Below are 25,529 nucleotides of genomic sequence, written 5' to 3'. Positions count from 1 at the left end.
TTTATTATGAAATTGACTCAACTGAGCCCTCTTTTAATAGACTAAATGTAAACTTCCCAGTGATATCACTAGTTAGTTGTCTAAACTATTCAGAATGCTAGGAAACACAGTTTTTTGAAATAGAGGGAACAAGTGTATCGATTCTTTTTCGAATAAAAGACGAAGAAAAATGGATTGCTGGAGAAGAAGACAGGTTACCTTCTTCATTATGAGAAGTTTCAGCCATGATAGATTTACTTTCGAAGGAGTTTATTCTTAAAAAACCTAAGTTTTTATAAAACCCCCACCACATAAAATAGAACGAAAAAAAAGACCAGATTCGAATATCGAAATCTGGTCTTTTATATATTATGCTTTTTTCATTAACTGAGCTTTTTTACGAGCAGCAGTGTTTTTATGAATTAATCCTTTAGAAGCTGCTTTATCTACTTGTTTAATTGCAGATTGTAGAAGTTCTTTTGCATTCTCATCTGTAGCAGTTTCAGCTTTCTTAACTGCTGTACGCATTTTAGACTTAGTCTGAGCGTTTTGAGATTGTGAAGATGCATTCGTTTTTACGCGTTTGATTGCAGATTTGATGTTTGGCATCTATTATTTCACCTCCATTAAACAATAATTCTTTCCAATATACTTAGCATCTCTTCGTCAGTTAGGGAGATTATATGCTTACGCATCAAAGTACTCTTGAGCTATTCACTCACTAACTATCTCGATTTGCTCCGTTTCTAGAAAAGAATTCAAGATACATAGATCCTCGAGTAAAAAGTTCGCACAATAAAGAGTGCTGTTTGCTTAAAGTATTAGTTGATAATTTTCAATACAACAAGAGTTATTTTACCAAATCAATAGTCAAATTGCAATAGATTAGCGCAAAGAATATTTACTTTACATCTTGGGTAAACTTTTTCTTGAGGTGATATGAATGAGTAAAATTAAGTTTATGCGTTCAGATTTAATAGACGAAGCAAAAGAAGTGGTGCAACACCGGACGGAAAAAGAGAAAGATACGTTACATGAGACTCCTGGAATTAAGATGAAGGAAGATCGTAATGGACGTGTCCACATCACACATATTGATGTAGATGAAAGTGGAGCAGAATCAATTGGCAAGAAAAAAGGAACGTATATTACGCTCACTGTGCCTACGTTAACTGTTGAAGATGCACAAGGTTTTCAGGAGCTAAATCAGCAACTTATTTCATCATTAAAAGATATTCATCAAGCATTAATGTTAACGGATCAATCGAAAATTCTAGTGATAGGTTTAGGGAATCGTACAATTACCCCTGATGCTATTGGTCCTGTAGCAATTGATCGATTCCATGAGGCAATCTTTTCATCACCAATCGAATTCGGACAAGTTGTATATTATGCACCGGGTGTTACTGGCCAAACCGGCTTAGAAACTGGTGAGTTTGTTAGGGCTATTTCGGAACGAGTGAAACCTGATTTAATTATCGTAATAGATGCATTAGCAGCTCGGAATCAAGACCGTTTGTGTAAATCGCTTCAAATAACGAATACTGGCATTCATCCCGGTTCAGGAGTTGGGAATTCGCGCAATGAAATTTCTTTTGAATCACTTGGGGTTCCAGTAACTGCAATCGGTGTCCCGATGGTTGTAGATGCACCAGTTCTAGTTGTGGAAGCGATCGAGACGGTGTTTAAAGTGATTTCCAGTCAAATCGGAGAGACCACAAAACCATCATCTGCACTTTCAGTAGGACCTTGGCTAAGGAGTACAGATGAGCCAATCAATGTAGATGCAATCAAACCAATTTTTGGCGAATGGACAGCTTGGAGTTCTGAGGAACTACATGCATTATTAGATGAAGTATTACCACCTCGTCATCAACAATTGTTTGTAACACCAAAAGAATCTGATGCATGGGTAATCATGCATGCAGATTTAATTCAGACAGGAATTTTGAATTGGTTGCAAGACGATGTTTTTGGTTCTATTTCACCCTGATTCTACGTAAGTTGTAGGAGGAGGGTGAATAATGCGCAAAATCCTACAAAAGGTCATGATATTCTATCTATTCTTATTTTTAGTTCCTATTTTAATAATTAAAGTTCCCATGTTAGCTTTCGGAGTAGAAGGACCACAAAATGTTGAAACACAGCCGGTAGCATATGCTGCAAATACAACAAAAGAAATACCTATGCCTGTACCTGTACCTGTAATTGAAGAGAAGTCTCCGATAAACGCTTTACTATTGTATACACATTCTCACGAGGCGTATCATCCTATTGTTAAAAAAGTAATTGGTGTAAATGCTAACTATCATTCCCAATCAAATATTACAGACATTAGCCTTTTAGTCACACAACATTTTTCACTAAATAATGTTCAAGTGGATATTTTACCGTTTGATAATATGACAGAAATGAGCAAAACAAATCGGAAATTTCCCGAAGCGTATGCAGCAATTCGTCCAGTCTTACAAAAACAGTTAAGTGCTAAATCGTATGATCTAGTTTTGGATATACACCGTGACTCTGCGAAGCATAAGATTACAACTATTGAGTCAAACAATGAGTCATTTGCTAGAGTTATTTTGGTTGTGGGTGCCGGACATCCAAACTATAAGTTAAACGAGGCTTACGCAAAGTCATTGTCTGCAGAGGTGAATAAAATTATCCCTAATATTTCTCGTGGAGTCATGACAAAGACCAAGGATGATGGGAATGGAATATATAATCAAGATTTGTCACCGCGATCAATTTTGATTGAATTAGGTGGGATTGAGAATACAGAAGAAGAGATTAATCGGACATTAGCAGTTATTGCAAAGGCTATTTCTATTGTTTTTGAAAATAACAAAGCAATCTAACATTGAAGTAACACGTGTTCACTGCTATAAACTTAATTAGTTTAAAACGTTGGAAATACTATATACATCAACGGTTTGCGGGGGTGGGGCTATTCGTTAGCCCCAATTTTAGCCCCACTTTGCAAACTCTGACTAAATAATGCAACGGATTCCGTTTCCTGTTCTTTCAATATGACCATAGATTTTATAAATCATCTCTAAGTTGGATGGACAAACGAAAGAAGCATCTATATGGAGATACTTAAAATGACTCATAGGAACACAACAACATATTTTTGGAAGTATGAGACTTGGTGAGAATTATATGAGTAAAATGGTGTTAAGTATCCAGTATTTATATGGTATTTGTAATCAAGTCGTAACTTGACGATGTAATAGGGGAGAAAAACGGTAAATTCGCAAGACTGCCTGAAATATATTTCTTACATAGATTAAACAAATGAAACGAATATCTTATACAAAGTAACCACCCGTTAAAAGAAACACTAATGATGCGAACAGGCAAAACTTAGTCAACAAGTAACCACTTTTTAGTGGGTATGTTTAATTTAGTGTTTAATCTAGCTAAATCAATCATGCAGATTGGGTATCTGAATATGTGAAGGGAGAAGGATTCTAGGAAGTAAATAATACTGGGTCGGCATCAGATATGCAACTCATGTGATTTAGTGTTTAATTGTATATTTTTGAGGTTATAAGTTAATAAGATTTAACTTACTTTTAGGTATTTATTGACATTAATCTTTTTTGGCTTTAATATTACATCAGTAACTGTACGTTTGTTTTTAACCATACTTGCATATAATATTAAAACGACTGTTTTAAGCGAGGTGGTGACAAAATGAATGAAGAGGAGGAGAAGGAAATCATGGAAACGCCAACACTCCATCGCTCGAATACTGATGACACATTCAAAGTAGTACCATCTCAAAGTATATGGGACAAATATGATAAAGAAAACCAAAAATTAGCAGCAAGTATTGATATATCTTCTCTACTAGCTAAACACGGAAATCGTGTGTTAGAAGTTGATAAAAAAGGGCAAGTAATTATAGATCCGAAAAACCCGGTTCATGATGTTTGGCTAAATGACAAATGAAACCAGGTGAAATATATTATGTGGATTTTCATTATGCACCACCATTGCAGGACGAATTCGAGAATCGTCCTGCTCTTATAATTACCGTTGATGCTGGTCTTGCGGTTGCTGTGGGATTAAAGATTACCCGTTCTGGACCTACGAACGATTATCCCCGTAGAATAAAGGTTGAAAGATGGAGAGATGCAGGATTAGCCAGTGAATCTTATGTGCAAGTTGATGCATTAGCCACTTTGTTCACAACTGGAGTATATAAATATGTTGGTAAAATGCATTCTATTGACTTCAGAAAAGTACTAAGAGAATTTAAATAATACATATTTTTTTATTAAAGGAGACCTTCCGTAAGAAATATGAAAGGTCTTCTTTTCTATGGATATCATGATAAAAACAAAAAATATCAAATAGCATAGTTTCAAATGGAATAGCATGTTAATCAATATTCCACCTATGTCTAATGAGTGTTTTATATAGTAAAGGTTTGCAATGATTCCACCAATTATTGAAACAACCAAACAGTTAATTATAGCTAACAAAAAATATTTTTTCATTAGCCCAAATTAGCCCCAATGTAATGTTCTAATATGCTTTATTTTGCATTGTAGATTAATGTTGAAAAAATACAAAGTTATTGATACAACTGTATTTCTTGCGTTTTTATGTTGTAGTTTGCGTGTTGTTAGTAGTATAATCTTAATTAGTTTAAGTAGGAGTGGACATCGTATGAATCGAGAAGAACGTAACAAACGTCAACAAAATATTAGGAACTTTTCTATAATCGCCCATATCGATCACGGGAAATCAACATTAGCTGATCGGATTTTAGAACAAACAAAAGCATTGACTTCAAGAGAAATGAAAGCACAACTTCTTGATTCAATGGATTTAGAGCGTGAACGAGGCATTACTATTAAGTTAAACGCTGTACAATTGAATTATCGAGCAAATGATGGTGAAGATTATACATTCCATTTAATTGATACTCCAGGACACGTAGATTTCACATATGAAGTATCTAGAAGCTTAGCTGCATGTGAAGGGGCTATTCTAGTTGTCGATGCAGCACAGGGTATTGAGGCACAAACATTAGCAAACGTTTATTTAGCATTGGATAATAATCTAGAAATTTTGCCAGTAATTAATAAAATCGATTTACCTGCAGCGGACCCGGAACGTGTAAGGGCTGAAATTGAAGAAGTGATTGGTTTAGATGCTTCTGAAGCTGTCCTTGCATCTGCAAAGTCTGGCATTGGTATTGAAGAATTACTTGAACAAATTGTTGAAAAAGTACCTCCGCCAACTGGAGATCCAGAAGCACCCTTAAAAGCATTGATATTTGATTCGCTATACGATCCTTACCGAGGTGTAGTCGCTTATATCCGTGTGATGGAAGGAACAGTCCGCCCAGGGGATAAAATTCTTATGATGGCGACAGGTAAAGAATTTGAAGTAGTTGAAGCGGGAGTTTTTACACCGAGAGCAACACTTCGCGATGAGTTAACTGTTGGAGACGTAGGTTTCCTAACAGCTGCAATCAAAAACGTAGGAGATACGCGAGTTGGTGACACTATCACTAGTGCCATAACACCAGCTACAGAATCTTTACCTGGTTATAGACGCTTAAACCCGATGGTTTACTGTGGTTTGTATCCGATTGATACTGCAAGATACAATGATTTACGTGATGCACTTGAGAAACTTGAATTAAATGATGCAGCGCTTCAATTTGAACCTGAATCTTCTCAAGCGCTTGGATTTGGATATCGTTGTGGATTCTTAGGTTTACTGCATATGGAAATTATTCAAGAACGTCTTGAGCGTGAATTTAACATCGATTTAATTACTACTGCACCAAGTGTTATTTATGATGTTCATATGACTGATGGTGAAATAAAGAAAGTGGACAACCCTGCCATGATGCCAGAACCACAAAAGATTGACCGGATTGAAGAACCATATGTAAAAGCAACTGTTATAGTGCCCAATGATTTTGTTGGAACGGTAATGGAACTTTGTCAGAAAAAACGTGGAAATTTTATTAACATGGATTATTTGGATAAAACACGTGTGAATATTATTTATGAGATCCCACTTTCTGAAGTGGTATACGATTTCTTTGACCAATTGAAGTCTGGGACTAAAGGGTATGCCTCATTCGATTATGAGTTAATTGGTTACAAACCGTCTAAACTTGTGAAGATCGATATTTTATTGAATGCAGAACAAGTGGATGCCTTAAGCTTTATAGTGCATAATGACTTTGCTTATGAACGAGGAAAAATTATTGTAGAGAAATTAAAGAAATTAATTCCTAGACAACAATTTGAGGTTCCTATACAAGCAGCTATTGGACAAAAAATTGTTGCTCGATCTACAATAAGTGCAATCCGTAAAAATGTTCTTGCAAAATGTTATGGTGGAGATATTTCACGTAAACGAAAACTTCTTGATAAACAAAAAGAAGGTAAGAAACGTATGAAACAAGTAGGGTCAGTAGAAGTTCCTCAAGAAGCTTTCATGGCTGTTCTTAAGATGGATGATGATTGATAAAAAATAGTTTGGATAAGAGGAGACTACCTATTAGTCTCCTTTTTCTTTGATGTCACAATAGCCATCTCGAACTAGTAAACAGAAAGAAGGAAAGATAGTGATCAAAGGAGCATATATTCATATTCCTTTTTGTCATCAAATTTGTCATTATTGTGACTTCAATAAAGTATTCTTTAAAAATCAACCTGTGGATGCTTATATTGAAGCGCTTGGTATGGAAATGAAAATGTTTGCAGAAAAGTATCGAGATCAATTACATATTGAAACGATCTTTCTTGGAGGAGGAACACCCACTGCTCTGAGTTCAGAACAATTACAACGCTTGTTTGAGTTAATTGATCAATATATCCCTAAAGATAATCTTATTGAATTTTCTTCTGAAGCAAATCCTGACGAATTAACAGTTGAAAAATTAATGGTGATGAAAAGCAATGGCATTAATCGCTTAAGTATAGGGGTACAAAGTTTTGATGAAGATATTTTATTGCGTCTAGGCAGAACTCATTCCAACGACCATGTGTATAAAACAATTCAGATGGCAAAAGACATTGGTTTTACAAATATTAGTATCGATTTAATGTATGGACTACCTGGTCAGACAATGGATCAATGGAAAGATACATTAAACAAAGCACTGGAACTTGATTTGCACCATTACTCAGCGTATTCATTAATTGTTGAACCCAAAACCGTTTTTTATAACTTGATGACGAGAGGGAAGTTAATTTTACCTGGTGAGGATATGGAAGCTGATATGTACGAAGAGTTAATGACAGTAATGAAATCAAAAGATATTCATCAATATGAAATAAGTAATTTTGCACATATTGATTATCATTCAAGACATAATAACTTGTACTGGGATAATGTTTCGTATGCAGGATTTGGTGCAGGTGCTCACGGTTACGTAAAAGGAATTCGTTATGCAAACATTGGCCCAATAAAAAAGTATATAAATGCAGTTGAAATGGGAGATTTCCCTATAAATACAACACATGAAGTAACAGCAGACGAACGCATGGAAGAAGAAATGTTTTTAGGTTTGAGAAAAGTCGAAGGAGTTAATAAAATTCAGTTTGAAGAAAAATTCGGTGTGTCCATGCAAAATGTATATGGACAAGCACTTTCCAAGCACATTTCTAGTGGTTCTCTGGTAAGTACAGACGATGCAGTTGCTTTGACTAGAAAAGGAAGATTTATTGGAAATGAAATTTTCCAATCTTTTTTAATGAAATAGCTCATCGTATTCGTTGACTTTTATCCATGGATTTGATAATTTATGTATAGTATTAGCACTCGCATGAGATGAGTGCTAACAGAGGTGATAATTTTGTTAACTAACAGACAATTGCTCATACTACAAGTAACAGTAGATGAATTTATTCAATTTGCTCAACCTGTGGGGTCAAGGCAACTTTCGAAAAAAAAGGAAGTTCCTTTTAGTCCAGCAACAATTCGAAATGAAATGGCTGATCTCGAAGAGTTGGGTTATTTGGAAAAAACGCATACGTCTTCAGGTCGAATTCCTTCTGAAAAAGGATATAGATTTTATGTTGACCATTTACTTATTCCTCAACTTGCTACAACAGAAGACATGAAACAAATACAATCCGTTTTTAAAGAGCGTATTTCCGAGACTGAAAAAGTAATTCAGAAAACGGCCATGATTTTGTCAGAACTGACAAGTTATACATCAATTTTACTTGGGCCTGATGTACGTAAGCATCGAGTCAAAAGATTTTCGATAGTGCCGTTATCGAGTGATTCTGCAGTCGCAATCATCATCACTGATTCTGGTCACGTTGAAAACCGATTGTTTCAATTGCCCGAAGGACTAACAACCTCGGATATTGAGAAAACGGTTAATATTTTAAATGAACAGTTAGTTGGTGTTCATTTGCATGATATTCAACGTGTTCTTGAAAAAGAAACGGCCGTGTTATTAAAGCGACATATCGGTCGTTATGGTGAACTGATGTCGTCATTTGGTGTAGCAATTTCAAGTCCTCAAGAAGAAAAAGTATTTTACGGTGGTAAAACAAAATTGCTCCATTATCCAGAGTTTAGTGACTTGCATAAAGCACAAGGTTTAATTACCATGATGGATCAAGCTAATCAAATTTCTAAATTGTTTTCACCGAACCAAGTCGGTATTCATATTCGTATTGGTTCTGAGAATACCCTTTTGGAAATGGAAGACTGTAGTGTCATAACAGCTTCCTATACCGTAGGGGAAGAACAAATGGGGTCGATTGCAATTATTGGTCCTACAAGAATGGATTATCGACGAGTAGTCACTTTATTAGATCTTATGAGTGGAGATTTGTCTCGTGAATTAACCCGAATTTTGGGTGGCCCACGATCATGAAGGAGGAAATAAACCGTGTCGAAATCTGAACAAAAAGAAGCTGTAATAAACGAAGAAAATCAAGATACTACTCCACTTACAGAAGAGGAAGAGGTAGTAGTAGAACAAATTATTCCTGAAGAAATTGTAGAACCAACCGAAATTGAATTACTTCAACAAAAATTGGATGAAGAAACAAATCGCCATTTACGGTTGCGTGCCGATTATGAGAACTTTAAACGTCGTACGCAATTAGACCGTGAAACCGCGGATAAATATAAAGCACAGAGTTTGCTATCAAACTTGTTGCCAGTACTTGATAATTTCGAGCGTGCAATGCAAGTTGAATCTGTCTCTGAAGAATCAGATTCACTCCGAAAAGGCTTAGAAATGGTTTACAAAACATTAGTTGATGCTACTGAAAGAGAAGGCTTGCAAGTAATTGAAGCGGAAGGTGTGGCGTTTGATCCAAATCTTCATCAAGCGGTACTGACTGAAACTGATGCCTTAAAAGAATCAGGAATTGTGTTACAAGAGTTACAAAAAGGGTACAAATACAAAGAACGGGTGCTTCGAGCATCTATGGTAAAAGTAAACGAATAACATTAACTTTCAATCAACTAGGAGGAAATAGAAAATGAGTAAAATTATCGGTATTGATTTAGGGACAACTAATTCATGTGTAGCAATTCTTGAAGGTGGAGAACCAAAAGTAATTCCAAATCCAGAAGGTAACCGTACAACGCCATCTGTTGTTGCATTCAAAAACGGCGAGCGTCAAGTAGGAGAAGTGGCAAAACGTCAATCTATAACTAATCCAAATACGATTCAGTCTGTTAAGCGCCACATGGGTACAGATTATAAGGTAAAAGCTGAAGATAAAGAATATACACCTCAAGAAGTATCTGCTATGATTCTTCAATACTTAAAAGGCTACGCTGAAGATTACTTAGGTGAAAAAGTTACAAAAGCTGTTATTACAGTTCCAGCATATTTCAACGATGCTGAACGCCAAGCAACAAAAGATGCTGGTCGTATTGCAGGTCTTGAAGTAGAACGTATCATTAACGAACCAACGGCTGCTGCACTTGCTTATGGTTTAGATAAAATGGATGTAGACCAAACGATTTTAGTATTTGACCTTGGTGGCGGTACATTTGACGTTTCGATTCTAGAACTGGGTGACGGAGTATTTGAAGTCCGTTCAACTGCTGGTGATAACCGTCTTGGTGGAGATGACTTTGACCAACTGATAATGGACTATTTAGTAAAAGAGTTCAAAAAAGATAATGGTATTGATTTGTCTAAAGACAAGATGGCAATGCAACGTTTGAAAGATGCAACTGAAAAAGCGAAAAAAGATCTTTCGGGTGTAACATCAACACAAGTTTCATTACCATTTATCACTGCTGGAGAATCAGGACCTCTTCACTTAGAAATCACATTAAGCCGCACTAAATTTGATGAATTAACTGCTTCTCTAGTTGAACGTACAATGGTGCCTACACGTCAAGCTTTAAAAGATGCAAATCTTACGCCTGCACAAATTGACAAAGTAATTCTAGTTGGTGGTTCTACTCGTATTCCAGCTGTACAAGAAGCAATCAAGAAAGAAACAGGTCAAGATCCGCATCGTGGTGTTAATCCTGATGAAGTTGTAGCACTAGGTGCAGCAGTTCAAGCGGGCGTATTATCAGGAGACGTAAAAGACGTAGTTCTTCTTGACGTAACTCCACTTTCACTTGGTATTGAAACAATGGGAAGTGTGTTTACTAAGTTAATCGAACGTAACACAACAATTCCAACGTCTAAATCTCAAACATTCTCAACAGCTGCAGATAATCAACCGGCAGTTGATATTCATGTACTTCAAGGTGAACGTCCAATGTCAGCAGATAATAAAACATTAGGCCGTTTCCAACTATCGGACATTCCACCAGCACAACGTGGGACTCCTCAAATCGAAGTAACATTCGATATTGATAAAAACGGTATTGTTACAGTTAAAGCAAAAGATTTAGGAACACAAAAAGAACAAAATATTACGATCCAATCTAACACAGCTTTAACAGACGAAGAAATCGAGCGTATGGTACAAGAAGCGGAAGCAAACGCTGATGCGGATAAAGTACGTAAAGAAGAAGCTGAGTTGAAAAACGAAGCTGATCAAATGTTGTTTATGACTGAAAAAACATTAAAAGATCTTGAAGGCAAAGTTTCTGAAGAAGAAAAGAAACAAGCTGAAGATGCTTTAGAAGAATTAAAAGCAGCAATTGAAGCTGGAGACTTAGAAGACTTACGCACGAAAAAAGATAAATTAAACGAAATTGTTCAAGCATTGACAATGAAAATGTACGAGCAAGCAGCAGCTGATGCTCAGGCAGCTGAAGGCGCTGAAGGTTCAAAAGAAGATGATGGAGTCGTTGACGCTGAATTTGAAGAAGTAAACGACGAAGACAAAGTCAACAAGTAAGACAACAAAAAGTCAAAGCCTGGACTTCCAGCTTTGGCTTTTTCATTGCAAGAAAGATAAACTTTTTATGGGTTATCGATCTTTCAAGGTTTGCTATGTCTAGCTACAACTGCCAGTCCGTACCTAAGCTTCAGACACTCATACAAAAAGCAGGCTTTCGATTCGGTCCTTCAAGCGCTGCGTGGGGCTAGATATGCGCTTTACGCTTTACTGAATGCCTTGGCGTTGAAGTTAAACACGTGTTACAATAAGCTTTATTGCATAATAGGTTGCGTAAAGGCACCTACATAAAAAATTAAAATATTTACAAAATTATCCCGAATAGTTGCGACTTATTCAGTGGGAAACCTCAGTGAGAGGCAACTTTTTGTGAAAAGTTTAAGCAGGAGTGTGACGAATGAGTAAAAGAGATTATTATGAGGTACTTGGTGTTACGAAAAGTGCATCAAAAGAAGAAATAAAAAAAGCGTATCGTACATTGTCAAAGAAATTCCATCCAGATATTAATAAAGAATCAAATGCTGTAGATAAATTTAAAGAAATTACAGAAGCTTATGAAGTATTAAGTGATAGTCAAAAGAAATCTCAATATGATCAATTTGGTCATGCGAGTCCAAATCAAGGATTTGGAGGCGGAGGAGCCGATGGTTTCGGATTTGACGATATCTTTAGTTCATTCTTTGGTGGTGGGGGTTCACGACGCCGTGACCCTAATGCACCACGTAAAGGAGAAGACTTGCAATATTCAATGACCATTGATTTTGAAGATGCTGTGTTTGGAAAAGAAACTGAAATAGAAATACCAAAAGATGAGACTTGTGAAACTTGTCATGGGAATGGAGCAAAACCTGGAACAACTCCAGAAACGTGTCACCATTGTCAAGGGACAGGTCAACTAAACGTCACGCAAGATACTCCATTTGGTCGTATGGTTAATCGTAGAGCGTGTCATCATTGTCAAGGGTCAGGCAAGTTAATTAAAGAAAAATGTTCTACTTGCCACGGTCAAGGTAAAGTAACAAAACGTAAAAAAATTAAAGTCTCAATACCTGCAGGTGTTGATGATGGGCAACAATTACGTATGACAGGTCAAGGAGAAGCCGGTAAAAACGGTGGTCCAGCAGGAGACTTATATGTCTTATTCCGAGTAAGACCACATGCAAGGTTTGAACGTGATGGGGATGACATTTACTTTGAATTGAAATTAACATTCCCTCAAGCATCGTTAGGTGACGAAATTGAGGTACAAACAATTCATGGAAAAGTGAAACTTAAAATTCCAGCAGGTACTCAATCAGGTACAAATTTCAGATTAAAAGGCAAAGGTGTTAAAAATGTTCAAGGTTATGGAACAGGTGATCAACACGTTGTGGTAAAAGTAATTACACCTTCTAAATTAACTGAAAAACAAAAACAAATACTTCGTGATTTTGCTCAAATAAGTGGAGATATTCCAGAAGAACAAGATAGTTCATTATTTGCAAAAATCAAACGTACAATAAAAGGTGATTAAGGAGTTGACGTAGTTGAAGTGGTCAGAGCTAACCATTCATACGACACATGAAGCAGTAGAAGCAGTTTCAAATATTTTGCACGAGTCAGGCGCTAGTGGAGTGGTTATTGAGGACTCAAAGGAATTTGCACGTGAACGTGAAGATATGTTCGGTGAAATTTATGATCTTGATCCTAATGATTTTCCAGCAGAAGGTGTCATTCTTAAAGCTTATCTACCTGTTACAAGTTTTCTTGGGGAAACAGTAGAAGAAGTGAAGCTCGCGATCAAAAACCTAATCAACTATGATATCAACATTGGTGAAAATGAATTAAGTATTAGTGAAGTGAATGAAGAAGAATGGGCCACAGCATGGAAAAAGTACTATCACCCTGTGAAAATTTCTGAACGCTTTACCATAGTGCCAACTTGGGAAACGTACGAACCGGTATCGACTGACGAGCTAATAATAGAACTTGATCCTGGTATGGCGTTTGGGACAGGTACACATCCAACCACGGTAATGTGCCTTCAAGCACTCGAAAAGACCGTTAAACCAGGAGACTATGTTACCGATATAGGTACTGGTTCTGGCGTTTTAGCTATTGGAGCGGCATTACTTGGTGCAAAACATGTCCATGCTATTGATTTAGACGAAGTAGCAGTACGTTCTGCAACAATAAATGTCAAACTAAACAAAGTTCAAGAAACTACGGATGTTGTCCAAGGTAACTTACTCGACACTGTCAAAGAACCATCGGACGTGGTAGTAGCAAACATATTAGCGGAAATTATTATGTCATTTACAAATGATGCATTTCAAGTAGTTAAAGAGGGCGGAATGTTTATTACATCTGGAATAATTGCAGCAAAAAAAGAGGATGTAAAAGAATCCCTAGAGTTAGCAGGATTTGTTATTGTGGAAGTCATGATGATGGAAGACTGGGTTACTATTCTTTCGATGAAACCGTTAAAGGAATAATTTTAGATGCAGAGATACTTTATATCCCAACCGTTTGTAGAAGGAATATCAATCATTTCAGGTGATGATGCTAAACATATTCAAAAAGTCATGCGCATGCAAGAGGGTCAAGAGCTAATTGTCGTTTCAGAAGGTCAAGCCTTTAAAGCAATTATTGAAGGTTATGAAGGCTTTGATGTACGAGTGAAAAAATCAACTGATTCTTTACGTTCGAATGAATTGCCGAAACTTGTTACTATTTGTTGTGGTTTACCTAAAGGTGAGAAATTAGATTTGATTACACAAAAAGCGACTGAGCTCGGCATGCACGAATTAATTCTCTTTGAAGCAGAACGCTCAATCGTAAAATGGGATGCACAAAAAGGGCAGAAAAAGCAACAAAGATTGCAAAAAATTGCCAAAGAAGCGGCGGAACAATCCCATCGAAATAGTATTCCGTTAGTTCATGATATCTTGTCTTTCAAAGAGCTTCTTCAACAGGTCAATAAGTATGATGTATTACTCGTAGCTGATGAAGAAGATGCGAAACAAGAAAAGAGAACACAATTTGCTGAAATACTATCAAAAGTGCATGATAAACAGTCCATTTGTATAGTCTTTGGACCTGAAGGTGGATTAACTAGGAATGAAATACAAGCGCTAATAGATCAGGGGTTCCAAACAATTTCATTAGGACCCCGGATCCTAAGAGCAGAAACTGCTCCTCTTTATGTGCTCTCAGCAATATCTTACGAATTCGAATAATTTTTATATCCAGTACATTTTCTTGTACTGGATCTTTTTTAAAGAATAGAAACATAAATAGTGGTAAAGTATAGAAGTACGGACAACTTCCGAAAGGGTGAAACCATTTGACTACAAATATTGCTTCAATGATTGATCATACTTTATTAAAACCTCAAGCAACAAAAGAGCAAATTGAAAAGCTCTGTGCAGAAGCGAAAGAATTCACATTTGCTTCTGTTTGTGTAAATCCGACTTGGGTAAAAACTTCTGCTGAACTTTTGACAGGAACTCCTGTAAAAGTATGTACAGTTATTGGCTTCCCACTAGGTGCTTCAACACCCGAAACGAAAGCATTTGAAACTTCGGATGCAATTAATAATGGTGCTGGTGAGATTGATATGGTAATAAATATTGGTGCATTAAAATCACAAGATCTGGATTTAGTAAAACGTGACATTGGAGCGGTAGTAAATGCAGCAAAAGGAAAAGCAATTGTTAAGGTTATTTTAGAAACTTGTTTACTATCAAAAGAAGAAATAAAAATAGCAAGTCAAATTTCTAAAGAAGTTGGAGCGGACTTCGTTAAAACATCTACCGGGTTTTCAACGGGAGGAGCAACATTTGAAGACGTTGCCCTTATGCGTGAAGTGGTAGGGCCAGACTTAGGTGTTAAAGCCTCTGGAGGCGTTCGTAGTCTAGAAGATGTTCAAAAAATGATTGAAGCTGGAGCTACAAGAATTGGTGCAAGCTCAGGGGTTCAAATCATGCAAGGGTTAGTTTCTAATTCAGACTATTAAATATTGATAATGTATTGACCAAAATGATTTGATACGATATAATCTTAGAGTACATAACACTAGGTTATGTATTGACGTGTGTTCGGAGGGAGGGAAAAAGAGATGTCAAAAACTGTCGTTCGCAAAAACGAATCGCTTGAAGATGCTCTTCGACGCTTCAAACGTACTGTTTCTAAAAGTGGAACAATACAAGAGGTTAGAAAACGCGAATTCTATGATAAACCAAGTGTAAAACGTAAAAAGAAATCAGAAGCTGCGCGTAAACGTAAATTCTAATTTACGAATATACCCAAGGTTTATAATCGTGATTTCATGAATAACCCAAGCGTAGAAAGAAAATCAGAAGTTACGCGTAAACGTGAGTGATCGAATCCCTATAGTCCCTACGTTCTTAACACGTACTACTTGATGATTAAAGTAAACCAATATGTAAACCGAAAAATCCTTTGATTTTTCGGTTTATTTTATTTTATGAAACTTTTTTGTGAGTAATCCGTACATACTATAGGGAGAACTATTTGTACATAGATAAGGAGGATCGTTATGAAATGGACGCGGGTAATTAGTGGCTTTCTATTGCTTTTAGTTTCTGCTCTATTTATCTTGCCTAGTTTACCGGTAAGCGCATCAGAAGTTTATAGAATTCCAATTAAAGATGAAGTTGAAAAGGGATTATATGCATTTTTACAACGAGCTTTTGAAGAAGCAGAAGAGACTGGAGCCGATGTAGTTATTTTAGATATCGACACTCCTGGTGGATTTGTTGACTCTGCAACAGACATTGCACAGTTAATGGATGAAACTCCCTTAACCACTATTGCTTTCATAGATCGTGATGCATTATCTGCTGGTGCTTTTATCGCTTTATATGCAGATAAAATTTACATGGTACCAAACGGTCGTATTGGAGCTGCAGCAGTCATAGACGGTGCGGGGAATGCTGCGGAGGATAAGGCGGTTAGTGCATGGTCTACGGCTATGAAAACAGCAGCAGAGTCTTCTAAACGGGATCCCAAATATGCTCTTGCAATGGCAGACAAATCAGTAGATATACCACAATATCGTGCACCGACTGGAAAACTACTAACATTGTCAGCAAGTGAAGCCTTAGAAGTGGGGTATTCAGAGGGTACGGTTGCTTCGTTCAAAGAATTACTCAAAGAGTTAAATTTGTCAGATGCAAACGTTACTTCAGTAAATGAAACAATGGCTGAAAAGGTAGCTCGTTTTATTACAAATCCAATTATCGTTCCTATTCTTTTGTCCATTGCTAGTCTAGGATTGATTGTAGAATTGTATTCGCCTGGTTTCGGTATTGCTGGTATCATGGGATTATCCTCTATTGGCCTCTTCTTCTTTGGTCATATGGTCGCAGGTCTTGCTGGTTATGAATCCATACTGCTGTTTGTTCTCGGACTAGGACTTGTGGTGGTAGAACTTTTCCTCCCAGGTGGAATTTTAGGTATAATAGGCTTAGCATTAATTATTGGTAGTATACTTCTTGCGGGTGGTAATGTGGTTCACATGGGAATAGCCGTGATAATCGCGTTAGTTGTCGCAATTGTGGGAATGGTGATCCTAATGAAGTTCTTTGGAAAGAACATGAACCTATTCAACAAGATAATTTTGAAGGATTCAACACAATCGGATCAAGGTTATGTTTCGAACGTTAACCGTTCAGAAATAGTTGGTAAAATGGGAATAAGTATGACACCTCTTCGTCCTTCGGGCACGATTATGTTAAATGGTGAACGACTTGATGCAGTTACTGAAGGTGGGTATATCAATTCGGTTAAAGTAGTAAAAGTTATAAAAGTTGAAGGCTCTCGGATTGTAGTTCGAGAAGTCACAGAAGGAGTCGAAGAAGAATGATTGAAGGAATTACAGGAAGCGCAATTGGTATAATCTTTGCCGTAATAGCTGCATTTATTTTATTAGCGATATTTTTAACGTTTGTTCCAATCGCGTTATGGATTTCTGCAATAGCAGCTGGAGTTCGAGTTAGCATATTCACACTAGTGGGGATGAGATTACGCCGAGTTATTCCTGCACGAATCGTAAACCCGTTAATTAAAGCAAGAAAAGCAGGTCTTTCTGTAACAATTAATCAGTTAGAAAGTCACTATTTAGCAGGTGGTAATGTTGACCGTGTGGTTAATGCATTGATTGCCGCTCATAGAGCAAACATAGAATTACCATTTGAACGTGCTGCAGCAATTGATTTAGCTGGTCGTGACGTATTAGAAGCTGTACAAATGTCCGTAAACCCGAAAGTGATTGAAACACCATTTATTGCTGGTGTGGCGATGGACGGTATTGAAGTGAAAGCAAAAGCTCGAATTACAGTTCGTGCAAACATTGATCGTTTGGTCGGTGGAGCAGGAGAAGATACAATTGTAGCCCGTGTAGGTGAAGGGATTGTATCGACAATCGGTTCTAGTGTAACTCATAAAAAAGTACTTGAAAACCCGGACTTGATTTCTCAAACCGTTTTATCTAAAGGACTTGATTCAGGTACTGCTTTTGAAATCCTATCCATTGATATCGCGGACGTTGATATAGGTAAAAACATTGGTGCAGAACTTCAAACAGAACAAGCTGAAGCAGATAAGAAAATTGCTCAAGCAAAAGCTGAAGAACGTCGTGCCATGGCTGTTGCTACTGAACAAGAAATGATTGCCAAAGTTCAAGAAATGCGTGCTAAAGTGGTTGGAGCAGAAGCCGAAATACCACTTGCAATGGCAGAAGCATTACGCAGTGGTAATATTGGTGTAATGGATTATATGAATTATAAAAATATACAATCTGATACGAGTATGCGCGATTCAATTAGTAAAATTGGTGGCGATAAATCAAAAACTGATCTAACGGAAGATTAATACTGATCAGGAAGCCCTTGAAGGAGGGATTTAATAGTGGAAATTATTATTTTTGCGATTATTGCATTTATCATTAATGTGATCTCTAAACGTAAAAAACCGGTTGATGAACCATCCATGTCAAAACCTTTGGATCAACGGAATGAAACAAGAGATGAAGGTTATGCAAAAGAAACTTATGAAGAAAAACAGATACCTGATAGACAGTCTAGAACACAAACAGCACCTAACGCTCGAGAGTCGCAGTCTAGAACACAAACAGCACCTAACGCTCGAGAGTTGCAGTCTAGAACACAAACAGCACCTAACGCTCGAGAGTTACAGTCTAGAACACAAACAGCACCTGACGCTCGAGAACCAATGAGTCAAGTGCAAGCTCCAACGTTAAAAGAACAATTAGAAAAAATTCAAAAAACAAGAAGATCGGGAAGACTTTCAACACATAATCCAGTTGAAACCGTTGTTAAAGAATCAAATCCTTCTTTCCTTGTACCTACAACTGAAAAGAATTTGATTCAAGCAATTATTTTTTCCGAGATAATATCATCACCAAAATCTAAACGGTAAATCATGACCTCCATTCCATCAGCATATGCTAATGGAAAGGAGGTCTTTTTTTGTTTAACAATCATTTGCATTTGACCCCATTTATCCATATTGATGACTTTCAACAAATCCGCATTAATGGACCTTTTGAGTTAACTGTACTTAGTCCACATTCTTGTCAGTTGAGTGGAAACGGATATATTTTGATTATTGAATCTGAAAATACACTTATTTCATCAATGAATGTTGAAGAAGTTATAATTAATGTCCAAGAATTAAAGAGGCTTGAGCTTCGGAAAATGGAGATAGTTTAATGGGAACTATTCATCCAGGTAGAAAGATCACATGCCATATTAAGACTCATAATCATACGTATTCGTTTATACAATCTTTAAAAGAAAATGGAGTTTACATAATAAAATTATCTACAAATAGTAAGGGTACAATTTTTACAATCTTAGAAAAAGATTTACCAATTGTCAGACGTATACGAAAAAAATATAAGATACCTATACACATTACACGGTTACATGAAAATCGAATACTACAATTCAAGTGGACAGTGTTAATTGGATTACTTGGATTTATTTTACTTCCTTTCTTATGCTCGTTATTTTTATGGCAAATATCTATTGAAGATGTTTCAGATGAACGAAGAGTTAAACTTGAACGTGAGTTGAAAAATTTAAGTGTAGTAGAAAGGAAATTGATAGATACTCTTGCAACCGATATGAAAATTAGACAAGTTCTTTTGTCAAATAATCATGATCTTTCATGGATTCACATTAAACGCTCTGGTTCTAAAATGCATATTACTTCTGTACCGGCTCCTGTAATAACTCGAGAACAAACTGACCAGCAGGTACCTTCAAATTTAGTTGCGTTACGGAAGGGGATAATAACGAATTATGATTTAAGGTCTGGTGAACGTCTAATTCGTATCAACAGTACCGTTAATAAGGGAGATATGCTTGTTACAGGTGTTTTGAAGCAGGGGAAAAAAGATATAATTGTTGGTGCAGAGGGTCAAGTATTTGCTGATTTTTGGCGTGAAACCTCTTTTCAATTAAATACAAAAGTTGTTTATGATAAATTTTCATCTGAACAATTAAAAATACTACAAATATCCCCTTCATGGAAACAGTTTGTAAAACAACAAACTCTTGATAATTTTGTAGAGGTATTCAAAAGCATCTTTCGTATCGAGAAACATACGGTTGTTGAAAAATCTACACAGACATTGGATGAGCAGTGGATTAAAGAAGCTTTTCTTCCTATGTTGAGAATTAGAACAGCGTCAACTTTGACTCCAAAAGGAAAGATAAAAGATGAAAAGATTTTACATTTAACATGGTCAAATGATACAGTAAAAGGGAAAGTATTGTACTACATGAATGATAATATCGCAGGCAAAAGTCCGATTCCCAAGGAGACTGAGAATGCAGGAAGAACAACTGACTGAATTACATGTTCAAGACCCAAATGAAGCCATCTTATTACTAGGGATATCTGATGGTAACGTAAAGATAATTGAGCAGGAGCTTGCTGTTCAAGTCATTACTAGAGGTGAAACAATTCGCCTTGTAGGTGATGAGGAAAATAGAGCAAAAGCTAAACAACTTATTGAACAACTATTAAAGGTTATTCGAAAAGGCATAAATATTAACCAACGAGACGTAAGTACAGCGATTGAAATGAATTCAGCTGGGACTTTAGAGTATTTTGCTGAGTTGTACGATGAAGAAATTGCACGAAACGTAAAAGGAAAAGCTATTCGTGCCAAAACCATTGGGCAACGAGAATATATTCAAGCCATGCGTCATAAAGATTTAGTGTTCTGTATAGGTCCAGCAGGGACAGGGAAAACCTATTTAGCTGTAGTACTTGCAACTCAAGCATTGAAGAATGGCCATGTAAAAAAGATCATATTAACCCGTCCAGCCGTTGAAGCAGGAGAAAGCTTAGGATTCTTGCCGGGCGACTTAAAAGAAAAGGTTGATCCATATATACGGCCTTTGTATGATGCACTTCATGATGTTTTAGGGACAGAGCAAACAGCTCGCTTTATAGAAAGAGGAACAATAGAAATTGCACCTCTTGCTTATATGCGGGGACGGACACTCGATGATGCTTATGTCATTTTAGATGAAGCTCAAAATACCACGAAAATCCAGATGAAGATGTTTTTAACTCGATTAGGATTTGGCTCGAAAATGGTTATCACAGGAGATAAGACCCAAGTTGATTTACCACGTGGTGCTGAGTCAGGTTTAAAAGTTGCTGAGGCTTATTTAAAAAACGTCAGTGGAATTCATTTTCAAATGCTCGAGCAAGGAGATGTTGTTCGTCATCCACTGGTAGCAAAGATTATTCAAGCATACGAGGAGCAGCAGTCAGATTAAGACTGCTGCTTTTTTTACGATATAAGAGAGTATATGTTTTTTCGAGTTAGATCTTTGATCTTGCACTCGCTATGTCTAGCTCCTAGAGCCACGTCGGCCTCTTTATGGGGTCAGAAAGACGAGACGTTGGTCTTTCGTCCTTCCAAAGGCGTCTCCGGGCTAGAGAAACGCATTGTGTTTTTTAAAAAAAGATAAGGAAACATATAATCATGATGTTTTTTAGTATTACGGAGACTAACATTCTAAAAGGGAATTTCTTTAGTGAGACTATTGTTAATCTGATTAAAGTGAAGGCGTAATTTTCTTTTTTACAAACGCAAGTTTCCTCTAGAATGCCGTCCTAAAATGGCCCGGAAACAGAAGGAGATACATTTAGATATATCTTTTTCAACTAAACATAAAATCATTTGTACTTTCTTAATAGGACTAGGCGTACTTTGCCAGGTTTTTCTTACAAGATAAGAAATTATATGACTATAGATTGCCAAGAACCCAGTGTTCATCGTGTTTTTAGTATATGGAGACTAACATGCTAAAACGGTATTTCTTTAATGTGACTCTCGTAATTCAATTAATAAGAAGTCGTGATTTACTTTTTTAGAAATCCAAGTTTCCCTCAGTCAAAGTGAATTTTGTTCAGTGATATATTCTTGGTTAGTAATATTTGGGTTGTACATAAAAAATCATTCTATATAGGTTTGGTACTTTCTTTTTACAAGATAAAACGAATTTTTATTTTTATTTTTATATATTGTTATCATTGTTGATTTTAAAAGAAGAATGATTGTAGTGGAAGGTGGCGACTCCAGCGGAAAAAGCGAGACAGACGAGACCCCGCAGGTAGCGCTAGCGGACGAGGAGGCTTGGCGCTCGCCCGCGGAAAGCGTCCGCCTGTAACGGAAATCATACCATAAACCAAAGTGGATACTGTGTGCTTTCTTTAAGGACCGGGCGTATTCTGCCCGGTTTTTCTTAGGTTATTTGACTATTGATCATCCAAATATAGAATTTTTCACATTATTTAAATGAAAAAGAAGAATTTCCAAGCTGACAACTATATCGAGGGCAAATGTTTCAGTAAGTATGCGCATTTCAGTTGGAGTATAATGGTTATTTCCTGCTGAGTGGACGAAAAGTAGTCTTGAGTGGATGAAAAGTGATGCTGAGTGGATGAAAAGTGATGCTGAGTGGATGAAAAGTAGTCTTGAGTGGATGAAAAGTGATATTGAATGGACGGAAAGATGTCTTGAGTGGACGAAAAGTTCTAAGTGAATGAAAAGAAGTCCATTCAGAGAGTTAACGATGAGTTGCTGTACACTTTTTCATCTTAAGAATGTATATAAAATTGATGTGCCATGATCTCAGCATACGGAGACTAACATTCTAAAGTGGAATTTGTTTGGTGAAACTCTCGCGAGTGGATCCGATCAATGCAAAGTCGTGATTTCCTTTTTCAACAAGTTACCTCTGAAATTTTCCGGAGAAGTTAAAGTTAATTTTGTTCAGTGATAAATTCTTGTTTAGTAATCTTATAGGTGTGAGTACTTTCATATAAAAAATAGGACGATTTTTTATAATTATTTTTTAAAAATATTGTTTTCACTGTTGATTTATAACCAAGTGAATGTTTGTAGTGAAAGACGGCGACTCCAGGGGGAAAGCAACATTTTTAATAGTTGTATGTGTACTTTCATTTTTAAAAAGCTGCATTTCATTCGATTTTGTACAAAATAACACATTTACTTTCGTATTCTTTATTCTGATTTCTTTAGTAAAGTCATAATTCGTTTGAGGTATTACTACGAATATGGCCATGACTCCTTACATCTGCTTTAGATGTAATCAATATGGAAGAACTAAGCACAGGCGCCTTTCAAGTGGTAGCCGGAGCGAGAAGACTGGCAGTGGTTTTCTGACTGGCTTCTCGAGGGAGGCATCCACTAAGCGCCGAATCGTGTAGTATAGGGAATACATAGTCAAGTCTATACTGGTGGACTTTTTCAGTGCCCTCGGTGAGACCCCATAGGCAACGAATTGGGCAAAAGCTATTATGCTCAATTCGTTTGCAATGAAGCTAGAGAAGGCGATGCAGGAGCAGCTTTTTCAAACGACGAGGAGTCTCACGGAAAGCGTCCGCCTGTAACGGTTATCATCCCGTAAACCAAAGTTGATACTGTGTTCTTTCTAAAGAACCGGGCGCACTTACCCGATTTTTCTTATTTTTTACAAATTTAAATGTAATATTTGAAAATTCTTGATATGATAGTAGGAAGAAAATGGGGTGTCATAGTGATTAATTGGTTTAAAAATCTTAAACTCCTAGAAGGCCATAGAACATTTACCATTTTAATAATAGTGATTACTGGATTACTCCTTTTCTTACTATTGTTGAATGGCGTACGACCTGAGAAGTATGATATTGTACAATTTCAACTATCCAAAGACACGATACGCTCAGTAAAAACTGTTGAAGATCCTGTGAAGACGGAAGAAGAACGTGATAGAGCGGCAGCTGAAGTGAGAAGTGTCTATCAATTCTCTGAAGAAAATGGGGAAAACCGTGCTGCAATTGTCACATCAATATTTGATTATGTATTGGAAATAAAAGCGCAATCAGATGAAGAGCTACTACCAATTAAAGAACAATTAAATGTCTTAAAGGAAAACTTAAGTGTGCTTGAGACAGATGGTGAAGGAATCCGATTCACAGATGCAACCTTGACCGTATTACTGGAAGTAGATAACAGTATTTTACTTCAGTTACGCAATTCCCTTACAGCATCTATTAACGATATTATGAGTAAACCAATTCGTTCTGAACAGGTAGCGAGTGCCAAAAACGAAATTGAAAATCGTATTCTTGGATATCCATCTATCCCAGAAAGTATATTATCAACAGCGATATTAATAGGTCGATATAGTATTAATGAGAATGAAATTTTAAACGAGCAACTAACTCAAGTTAGAATTGACCAGGCTAGGGCAAGTATTGAACCAACACGCATTCTTCAGGGACAAGTAATTGTCCAAGAGGGACAGGTCATCGATCGTGAAGTATATCGTAAACTCGGACTAGCTGGAATGTTAACTAATCAATCATCATTAAAACCTATTGTCGGGTTAATTCTTTTTATTTCTTTGTGTATGTGGCTTGTACATATGCACATGATGAAATGGAGGGCTAATAAAGAAGAGCGTCAACGAGCATTAGTAGTTGTCCTGCTCATCTTCATTTTAAGTGTCGTTAGTATGAAGTTAATTAGTTTAGTATCGGAAAATTTTGATGTAAATATAGCTTTCTTATTTCCGACAGCTTTAGCCCCAATGCTTGTCCGATCCTTAATCAATGAGCGTTTTGCTGTTTTGGTTACGTTTTTAACTGCTGCTGTTGGAGGTCTAGTCTTTCAAGAAGGCTACTCAATGGTTCTGCAAATGGAAATCACCCTCTATATTTTATTTGGTGGGTTGGCTGGTTTATATATGATTGAAGGGGCGGAAAAAAGGTCACACTTACTCCAAACAAGTGTAAGAGTAGCTGTTGCCAACATTGTTTTTATGACATTTTATATATTAATGACACAATCTGATTACGGGCTTAGTGAACTTATGTTTTATGGGATAGCTGCCATTACATCTGGATTATTATCAGGTGCACTGACCATTGGTTTACTACCTTTCTTCGAATCAGCATTTGGGATGATTTCTGTAATGAAATTAATCGAATTATCAAACCCAAATCATCCATTATTGAAAAAAATATTAACTGAAACACCTGGGACTTATCATCATAGTGTGATGGTTGCTAATTTATCTGATGCAGCATGTGAGTCAATTGGTGCTGATGGATTATTAGCACGTGTAGGTTGTTATTATCATGATATCGGTAAGACAATAAGACCTGGTTTTTTTATTGAGAATCAAATAAATCATGCAAATCCCCATGATTCTTTGCCTCCAGAAAAAAGTAAAGATATTATTTTATCTCATGGTAGTGACGGAGCGAAACTATTACGAAAACACAAAATGCCTAAAGAAATAATCGACATTGCAGAACAACACCATGGAACAACTTTATTGAAATATTTCTATCACAAGGCAAAAGAGGAAGGAAAACCAGTTAAAGAAGAAGACTATCGTTATGTAGGTCCAAAACCTCAAAAGAAAGAGACAGCAATTATATCCATAGCAGATAGCGTGGAGGCAGCTGTTCGCTCGATGAAACAACCGACAGCTGAAAAAATAAAAGAAATTGTTGCATCAATTATTAAAGATAGATTACACGATGGTCAGTTCGATGATTGTGACTTGACAATAAAAGAGCTAAAAACAATCGAACTAGTTTTGTGTGAAACATTAAATGGTATCTTTCATTCAAGAATTGAATACCCAGAATAAAAAG

At 36.6% G+C, this 25,529-nt stretch carries 24 protein-coding genes; 23 read left to right on the top strand and 1 reads right to left on the bottom strand.

What is annotated here, in order from left to right:
- Positions 1 to 348: 348 nt before the first annotated feature.
- A complete protein-coding gene (gene rpsT, locus B371_RS0118875; protein ID WP_019415886.1) occupies positions 349 to 588 on the bottom strand; it encodes a 30S ribosomal protein S20 in 240 nt (79 codons plus the stop codon).
- 334 nt (positions 589 to 922) lie between these two features.
- Between rpsT and gpr the strand changes: the two genes are divergently transcribed.
- The 23 genes from gpr (at position 923) to B371_RS0118760 (ending at position 25,525) form a co-directional block, all read left to right on the top strand.
- On the top strand, positions 923 to 1,972 hold the full coding sequence (gene gpr, locus B371_RS0118870) for a GPR endopeptidase (protein ID WP_019415885.1): 1,050 nt from the start codon (positions 923 to 925) through the stop codon (positions 1,970 to 1,972).
- Between the two features lie 31 nt (positions 1,973 to 2,003).
- The gene (gene spoIIP / locus B371_RS0118865) at positions 2,004 to 2,837 is read left to right on the top strand and encodes a stage II sporulation protein P (protein ID WP_019415884.1); all 834 of its coding nucleotides are present in this window, start codon (positions 2,004 to 2,006) and stop codon (positions 2,835 to 2,837) included.
- 841 nt (positions 2,838 to 3,678) lie between these two features.
- Positions 3,679 to 3,936 (top strand): hypothetical protein, encoded by a 258-nt coding sequence (locus B371_RS0118860; RefSeq protein ID WP_019415883.1) that lies wholly within the window; start codon positions 3,679 to 3,681, stop codon positions 3,934 to 3,936.
- A complete protein-coding gene (locus B371_RS0118855; protein ID WP_083845012.1) occupies positions 3,933 to 4,250 on the top strand; it encodes a type II toxin-antitoxin system PemK/MazF family toxin in 318 nt (105 codons plus the stop codon). Before B371_RS0118860 ends, B371_RS0118855 begins: the two co-directional genes overlap by 4 nt.
- Before the next feature lie 409 nt (positions 4,251 to 4,659).
- Positions 4,660 to 6,483, top strand: coding sequence for a translation elongation factor 4 (gene lepA / locus B371_RS0118850; RefSeq protein WP_019415881.1), 1,824 nt, complete (start codon positions 4,660 to 4,662; stop codon positions 6,481 to 6,483).
- A gap of 100 nt (positions 6,484 to 6,583) precedes the next feature.
- A complete protein-coding gene (hemW, locus tag B371_RS0118845) occupies positions 6,584 to 7,723 on the top strand; it encodes a radical SAM family heme chaperone HemW (RefSeq protein WP_019415880.1) in 1,140 nt (379 codons plus the stop codon).
- 93 nt (positions 7,724 to 7,816) lie between these two features.
- Positions 7,817 to 8,854: a heat-inducible transcriptional repressor HrcA gene (gene hrcA, locus B371_RS0118840; protein ID WP_019415879.1), complete on the top strand. Its 1,038-nt coding sequence runs from the start codon at positions 7,817 to 7,819 to the stop codon at positions 8,852 to 8,854.
- 15 nt (positions 8,855 to 8,869) lie between these two features.
- Positions 8,870 to 9,436, top strand: coding sequence for a nucleotide exchange factor GrpE (gene grpE / locus B371_RS0118835; RefSeq protein WP_019415878.1), 567 nt, complete (start codon positions 8,870 to 8,872; stop codon positions 9,434 to 9,436).
- A 34-nt stretch (positions 9,437 to 9,470) separates the two neighbouring features.
- A complete protein-coding gene (gene dnaK, locus B371_RS0118830) occupies positions 9,471 to 11,306 on the top strand; it encodes a molecular chaperone DnaK (RefSeq protein ID WP_019415877.1) in 1,836 nt (611 codons plus the stop codon).
- A 397-nt stretch (positions 11,307 to 11,703) separates the two neighbouring features.
- Positions 11,704 to 12,819: a molecular chaperone DnaJ gene (dnaJ, locus tag B371_RS0118825; RefSeq protein WP_019415876.1), complete on the top strand. Its 1,116-nt coding sequence runs from the start codon at positions 11,704 to 11,706 to the stop codon at positions 12,817 to 12,819.
- 13 nt (positions 12,820 to 12,832) lie between these two features.
- A complete protein-coding gene (prmA, locus tag B371_RS0118820) occupies positions 12,833 to 13,780 on the top strand; it encodes a 50S ribosomal protein L11 methyltransferase (protein WP_019415875.1) in 948 nt (315 codons plus the stop codon).
- 6 nt (positions 13,781 to 13,786) lie between these two features.
- Positions 13,787 to 14,524: a 16S rRNA (uracil(1498)-N(3))-methyltransferase gene (locus B371_RS0118815; RefSeq protein WP_019415874.1), complete on the top strand. Its 738-nt coding sequence runs from the start codon at positions 13,787 to 13,789 to the stop codon at positions 14,522 to 14,524.
- A 128-nt stretch (positions 14,525 to 14,652) separates the two neighbouring features.
- Positions 14,653 to 15,303, top strand: a complete 651-nt coding sequence (gene deoC, locus B371_RS0118810) for a deoxyribose-phosphate aldolase (protein ID WP_040681347.1) — start codon at positions 14,653 to 14,655, stop codon at positions 15,301 to 15,303.
- Positions 15,304 to 15,405: 102 nt separating this feature from the next.
- The gene (gene rpsU, locus B371_RS0118805) at positions 15,406 to 15,579 is read left to right on the top strand and encodes a 30S ribosomal protein S21 (protein WP_019415872.1); all 174 of its coding nucleotides are present in this window, start codon (positions 15,406 to 15,408) and stop codon (positions 15,577 to 15,579) included.
- Between the two features lie 267 nt (positions 15,580 to 15,846).
- Positions 15,847 to 17,175 carry a nodulation protein NfeD gene (locus B371_RS0118800; protein WP_019415871.1) on the top strand — a complete coding sequence of 443 codons (1,329 nt, stop codon included), beginning with the start codon at positions 15,847 to 15,849 and terminating at the stop codon, positions 17,173 to 17,175.
- Entirely contained in the window at positions 17,172 to 18,182 is a 1,011-nt protein-coding gene (gene floA, locus B371_RS0118795; protein ID WP_019415870.1) for a flotillin-like protein FloA, read from the top strand. The genes B371_RS0118800 and floA overlap by 4 nt, the downstream gene beginning before the upstream one ends.
- A 36-nt stretch (positions 18,183 to 18,218) precedes the next feature.
- A complete protein-coding gene (locus tag B371_RS0118790; protein ID WP_019415869.1) occupies positions 18,219 to 18,749 on the top strand; it encodes a hypothetical protein in 531 nt (176 codons plus the stop codon).
- Between the two features lie 50 nt (positions 18,750 to 18,799).
- Complete coding sequence (locus tag B371_RS0118785; protein ID WP_019415868.1) at positions 18,800 to 19,042, top strand: hypothetical protein; 243 nt, start codon at positions 18,800 to 18,802, stop codon at positions 19,040 to 19,042.
- Positions 19,042 to 20,190, top strand: a complete 1,149-nt coding sequence (locus B371_RS0118780; protein WP_019415867.1) for a sporulation protein YqfD — start codon at positions 19,042 to 19,044, stop codon at positions 20,188 to 20,190. Before B371_RS0118785 ends, B371_RS0118780 begins: the two co-directional genes overlap by 1 nt.
- Positions 20,168 to 21,130, top strand: a complete 963-nt coding sequence (locus tag B371_RS0118775; RefSeq protein WP_019415866.1) for a PhoH family protein — start codon at positions 20,168 to 20,170, stop codon at positions 21,128 to 21,130. The genes B371_RS0118780 and B371_RS0118775 overlap by 23 nt, the downstream gene beginning before the upstream one ends.
- A 1,149-nt stretch (positions 21,131 to 22,279) precedes the next feature.
- Positions 22,280 to 22,402 (top strand): hypothetical protein, encoded by a 123-nt coding sequence (locus B371_RS24330; RefSeq protein ID WP_019415865.1) that lies wholly within the window; start codon positions 22,280 to 22,282, stop codon positions 22,400 to 22,402.
- Positions 22,403 to 23,164: 762 nt separating this feature from the next.
- Positions 23,165 to 23,290 (top strand): hypothetical protein, encoded by a 126-nt coding sequence (locus B371_RS24325; RefSeq protein ID WP_255348679.1) that lies wholly within the window; start codon positions 23,165 to 23,167, stop codon positions 23,288 to 23,290.
- A 99-nt stretch (positions 23,291 to 23,389) separates the two neighbouring features.
- The gene (locus B371_RS0118760) at positions 23,390 to 25,525 is read left to right on the top strand and encodes an HD family phosphohydrolase (protein WP_050995816.1); all 2,136 of its coding nucleotides are present in this window, start codon (positions 23,390 to 23,392) and stop codon (positions 25,523 to 25,525) included.
- Positions 25,526 to 25,529: the final 4 nt, after the last annotated feature.

It is taken from the genome of Paenisporosarcina sp. TG20 (assembly GCF_000286315.1).
Lineage (GTDB): Bacteria > Bacillota > Bacilli > Bacillales_A > Planococcaceae > Paenisporosarcina.
Note: the sequence above shows the minus strand (reverse complement) of the source record. Positions and strands in the feature narration are given on the sequence as shown.

Bases quoted from the DNA above. Each gene is read 5' to 3' on its own strand.
- deoC (WP_040681347.1), top strand. From the start codon at position 14,653: ATGATTGATCATACTTTATTAAAACCTCAAGCAACAAAAGAGCAAATT.
- B371_RS0118855 (WP_083845012.1), top strand. From the start codon at position 3,933: ATGAAACCAGGTGAAATATATTATGTGGATTTTCATTATGCACCACCA.
- gpr (WP_019415885.1), top strand. From the start codon at position 923: ATGAGTAAAATTAAGTTTATGCGTTCAGATTTAATAGACGAAGCAAAA.
- dnaJ (WP_019415876.1), top strand. From the start codon at position 11,704: ATGAGTAAAAGAGATTATTATGAGGTACTTGGTGTTACGAAAAGTGCA.
- B371_RS0118800 (WP_019415871.1), top strand. From the start codon at position 15,847: ATGAAATGGACGCGGGTAATTAGTGGCTTTCTATTGCTTTTAGTTTCT.
- B371_RS0118780 (WP_019415867.1), top strand. From the start codon at position 19,042: ATGGGAACTATTCATCCAGGTAGAAAGATCACATGCCATATTAAGACT.
- B371_RS0118775 (WP_019415866.1), top strand. From the start codon at position 20,168: ATGCAGGAAGAACAACTGACTGAATTACATGTTCAAGACCCAAATGAA.
- B371_RS24330 (WP_019415865.1), top strand. From the start codon at position 22,280: ATGAAAAGTGATGCTGAGTGGATGAAAAGTGATGCTGAGTGGATGAAA.
- B371_RS0118815 (WP_019415874.1), top strand. From the start codon at position 13,787: ATGCAGAGATACTTTATATCCCAACCGTTTGTAGAAGGAATATCAATC.
- spoIIP (WP_019415884.1), top strand. From the start codon at position 2,004: ATGCGCAAAATCCTACAAAAGGTCATGATATTCTATCTATTCTTATTT.
- lepA (WP_019415881.1), top strand. From the start codon at position 4,660: ATGAATCGAGAAGAACGTAACAAACGTCAACAAAATATTAGGAACTTT.
- floA (WP_019415870.1), top strand. From the start codon at position 17,172: ATGATTGAAGGAATTACAGGAAGCGCAATTGGTATAATCTTTGCCGTA.
- rpsU (WP_019415872.1), top strand. From the start codon at position 15,406: ATGTCAAAAACTGTCGTTCGCAAAAACGAATCGCTTGAAGATGCTCTT.
- B371_RS0118760 (WP_050995816.1), top strand. From the start codon at position 23,390: ATGATAGTAGGAAGAAAATGGGGTGTCATAGTGATTAATTGGTTTAAA.
- dnaK (WP_019415877.1), top strand. From the start codon at position 9,471: ATGAGTAAAATTATCGGTATTGATTTAGGGACAACTAATTCATGTGTA.
- rpsT (WP_019415886.1), bottom strand. From the start codon at position 588: ATGCCAAACATCAAATCTGCAATCAAACGCGTAAAAACGAATGCATCT.
- B371_RS0118860 (WP_019415883.1), top strand. From the start codon at position 3,679: ATGAATGAAGAGGAGGAGAAGGAAATCATGGAAACGCCAACACTCCAT.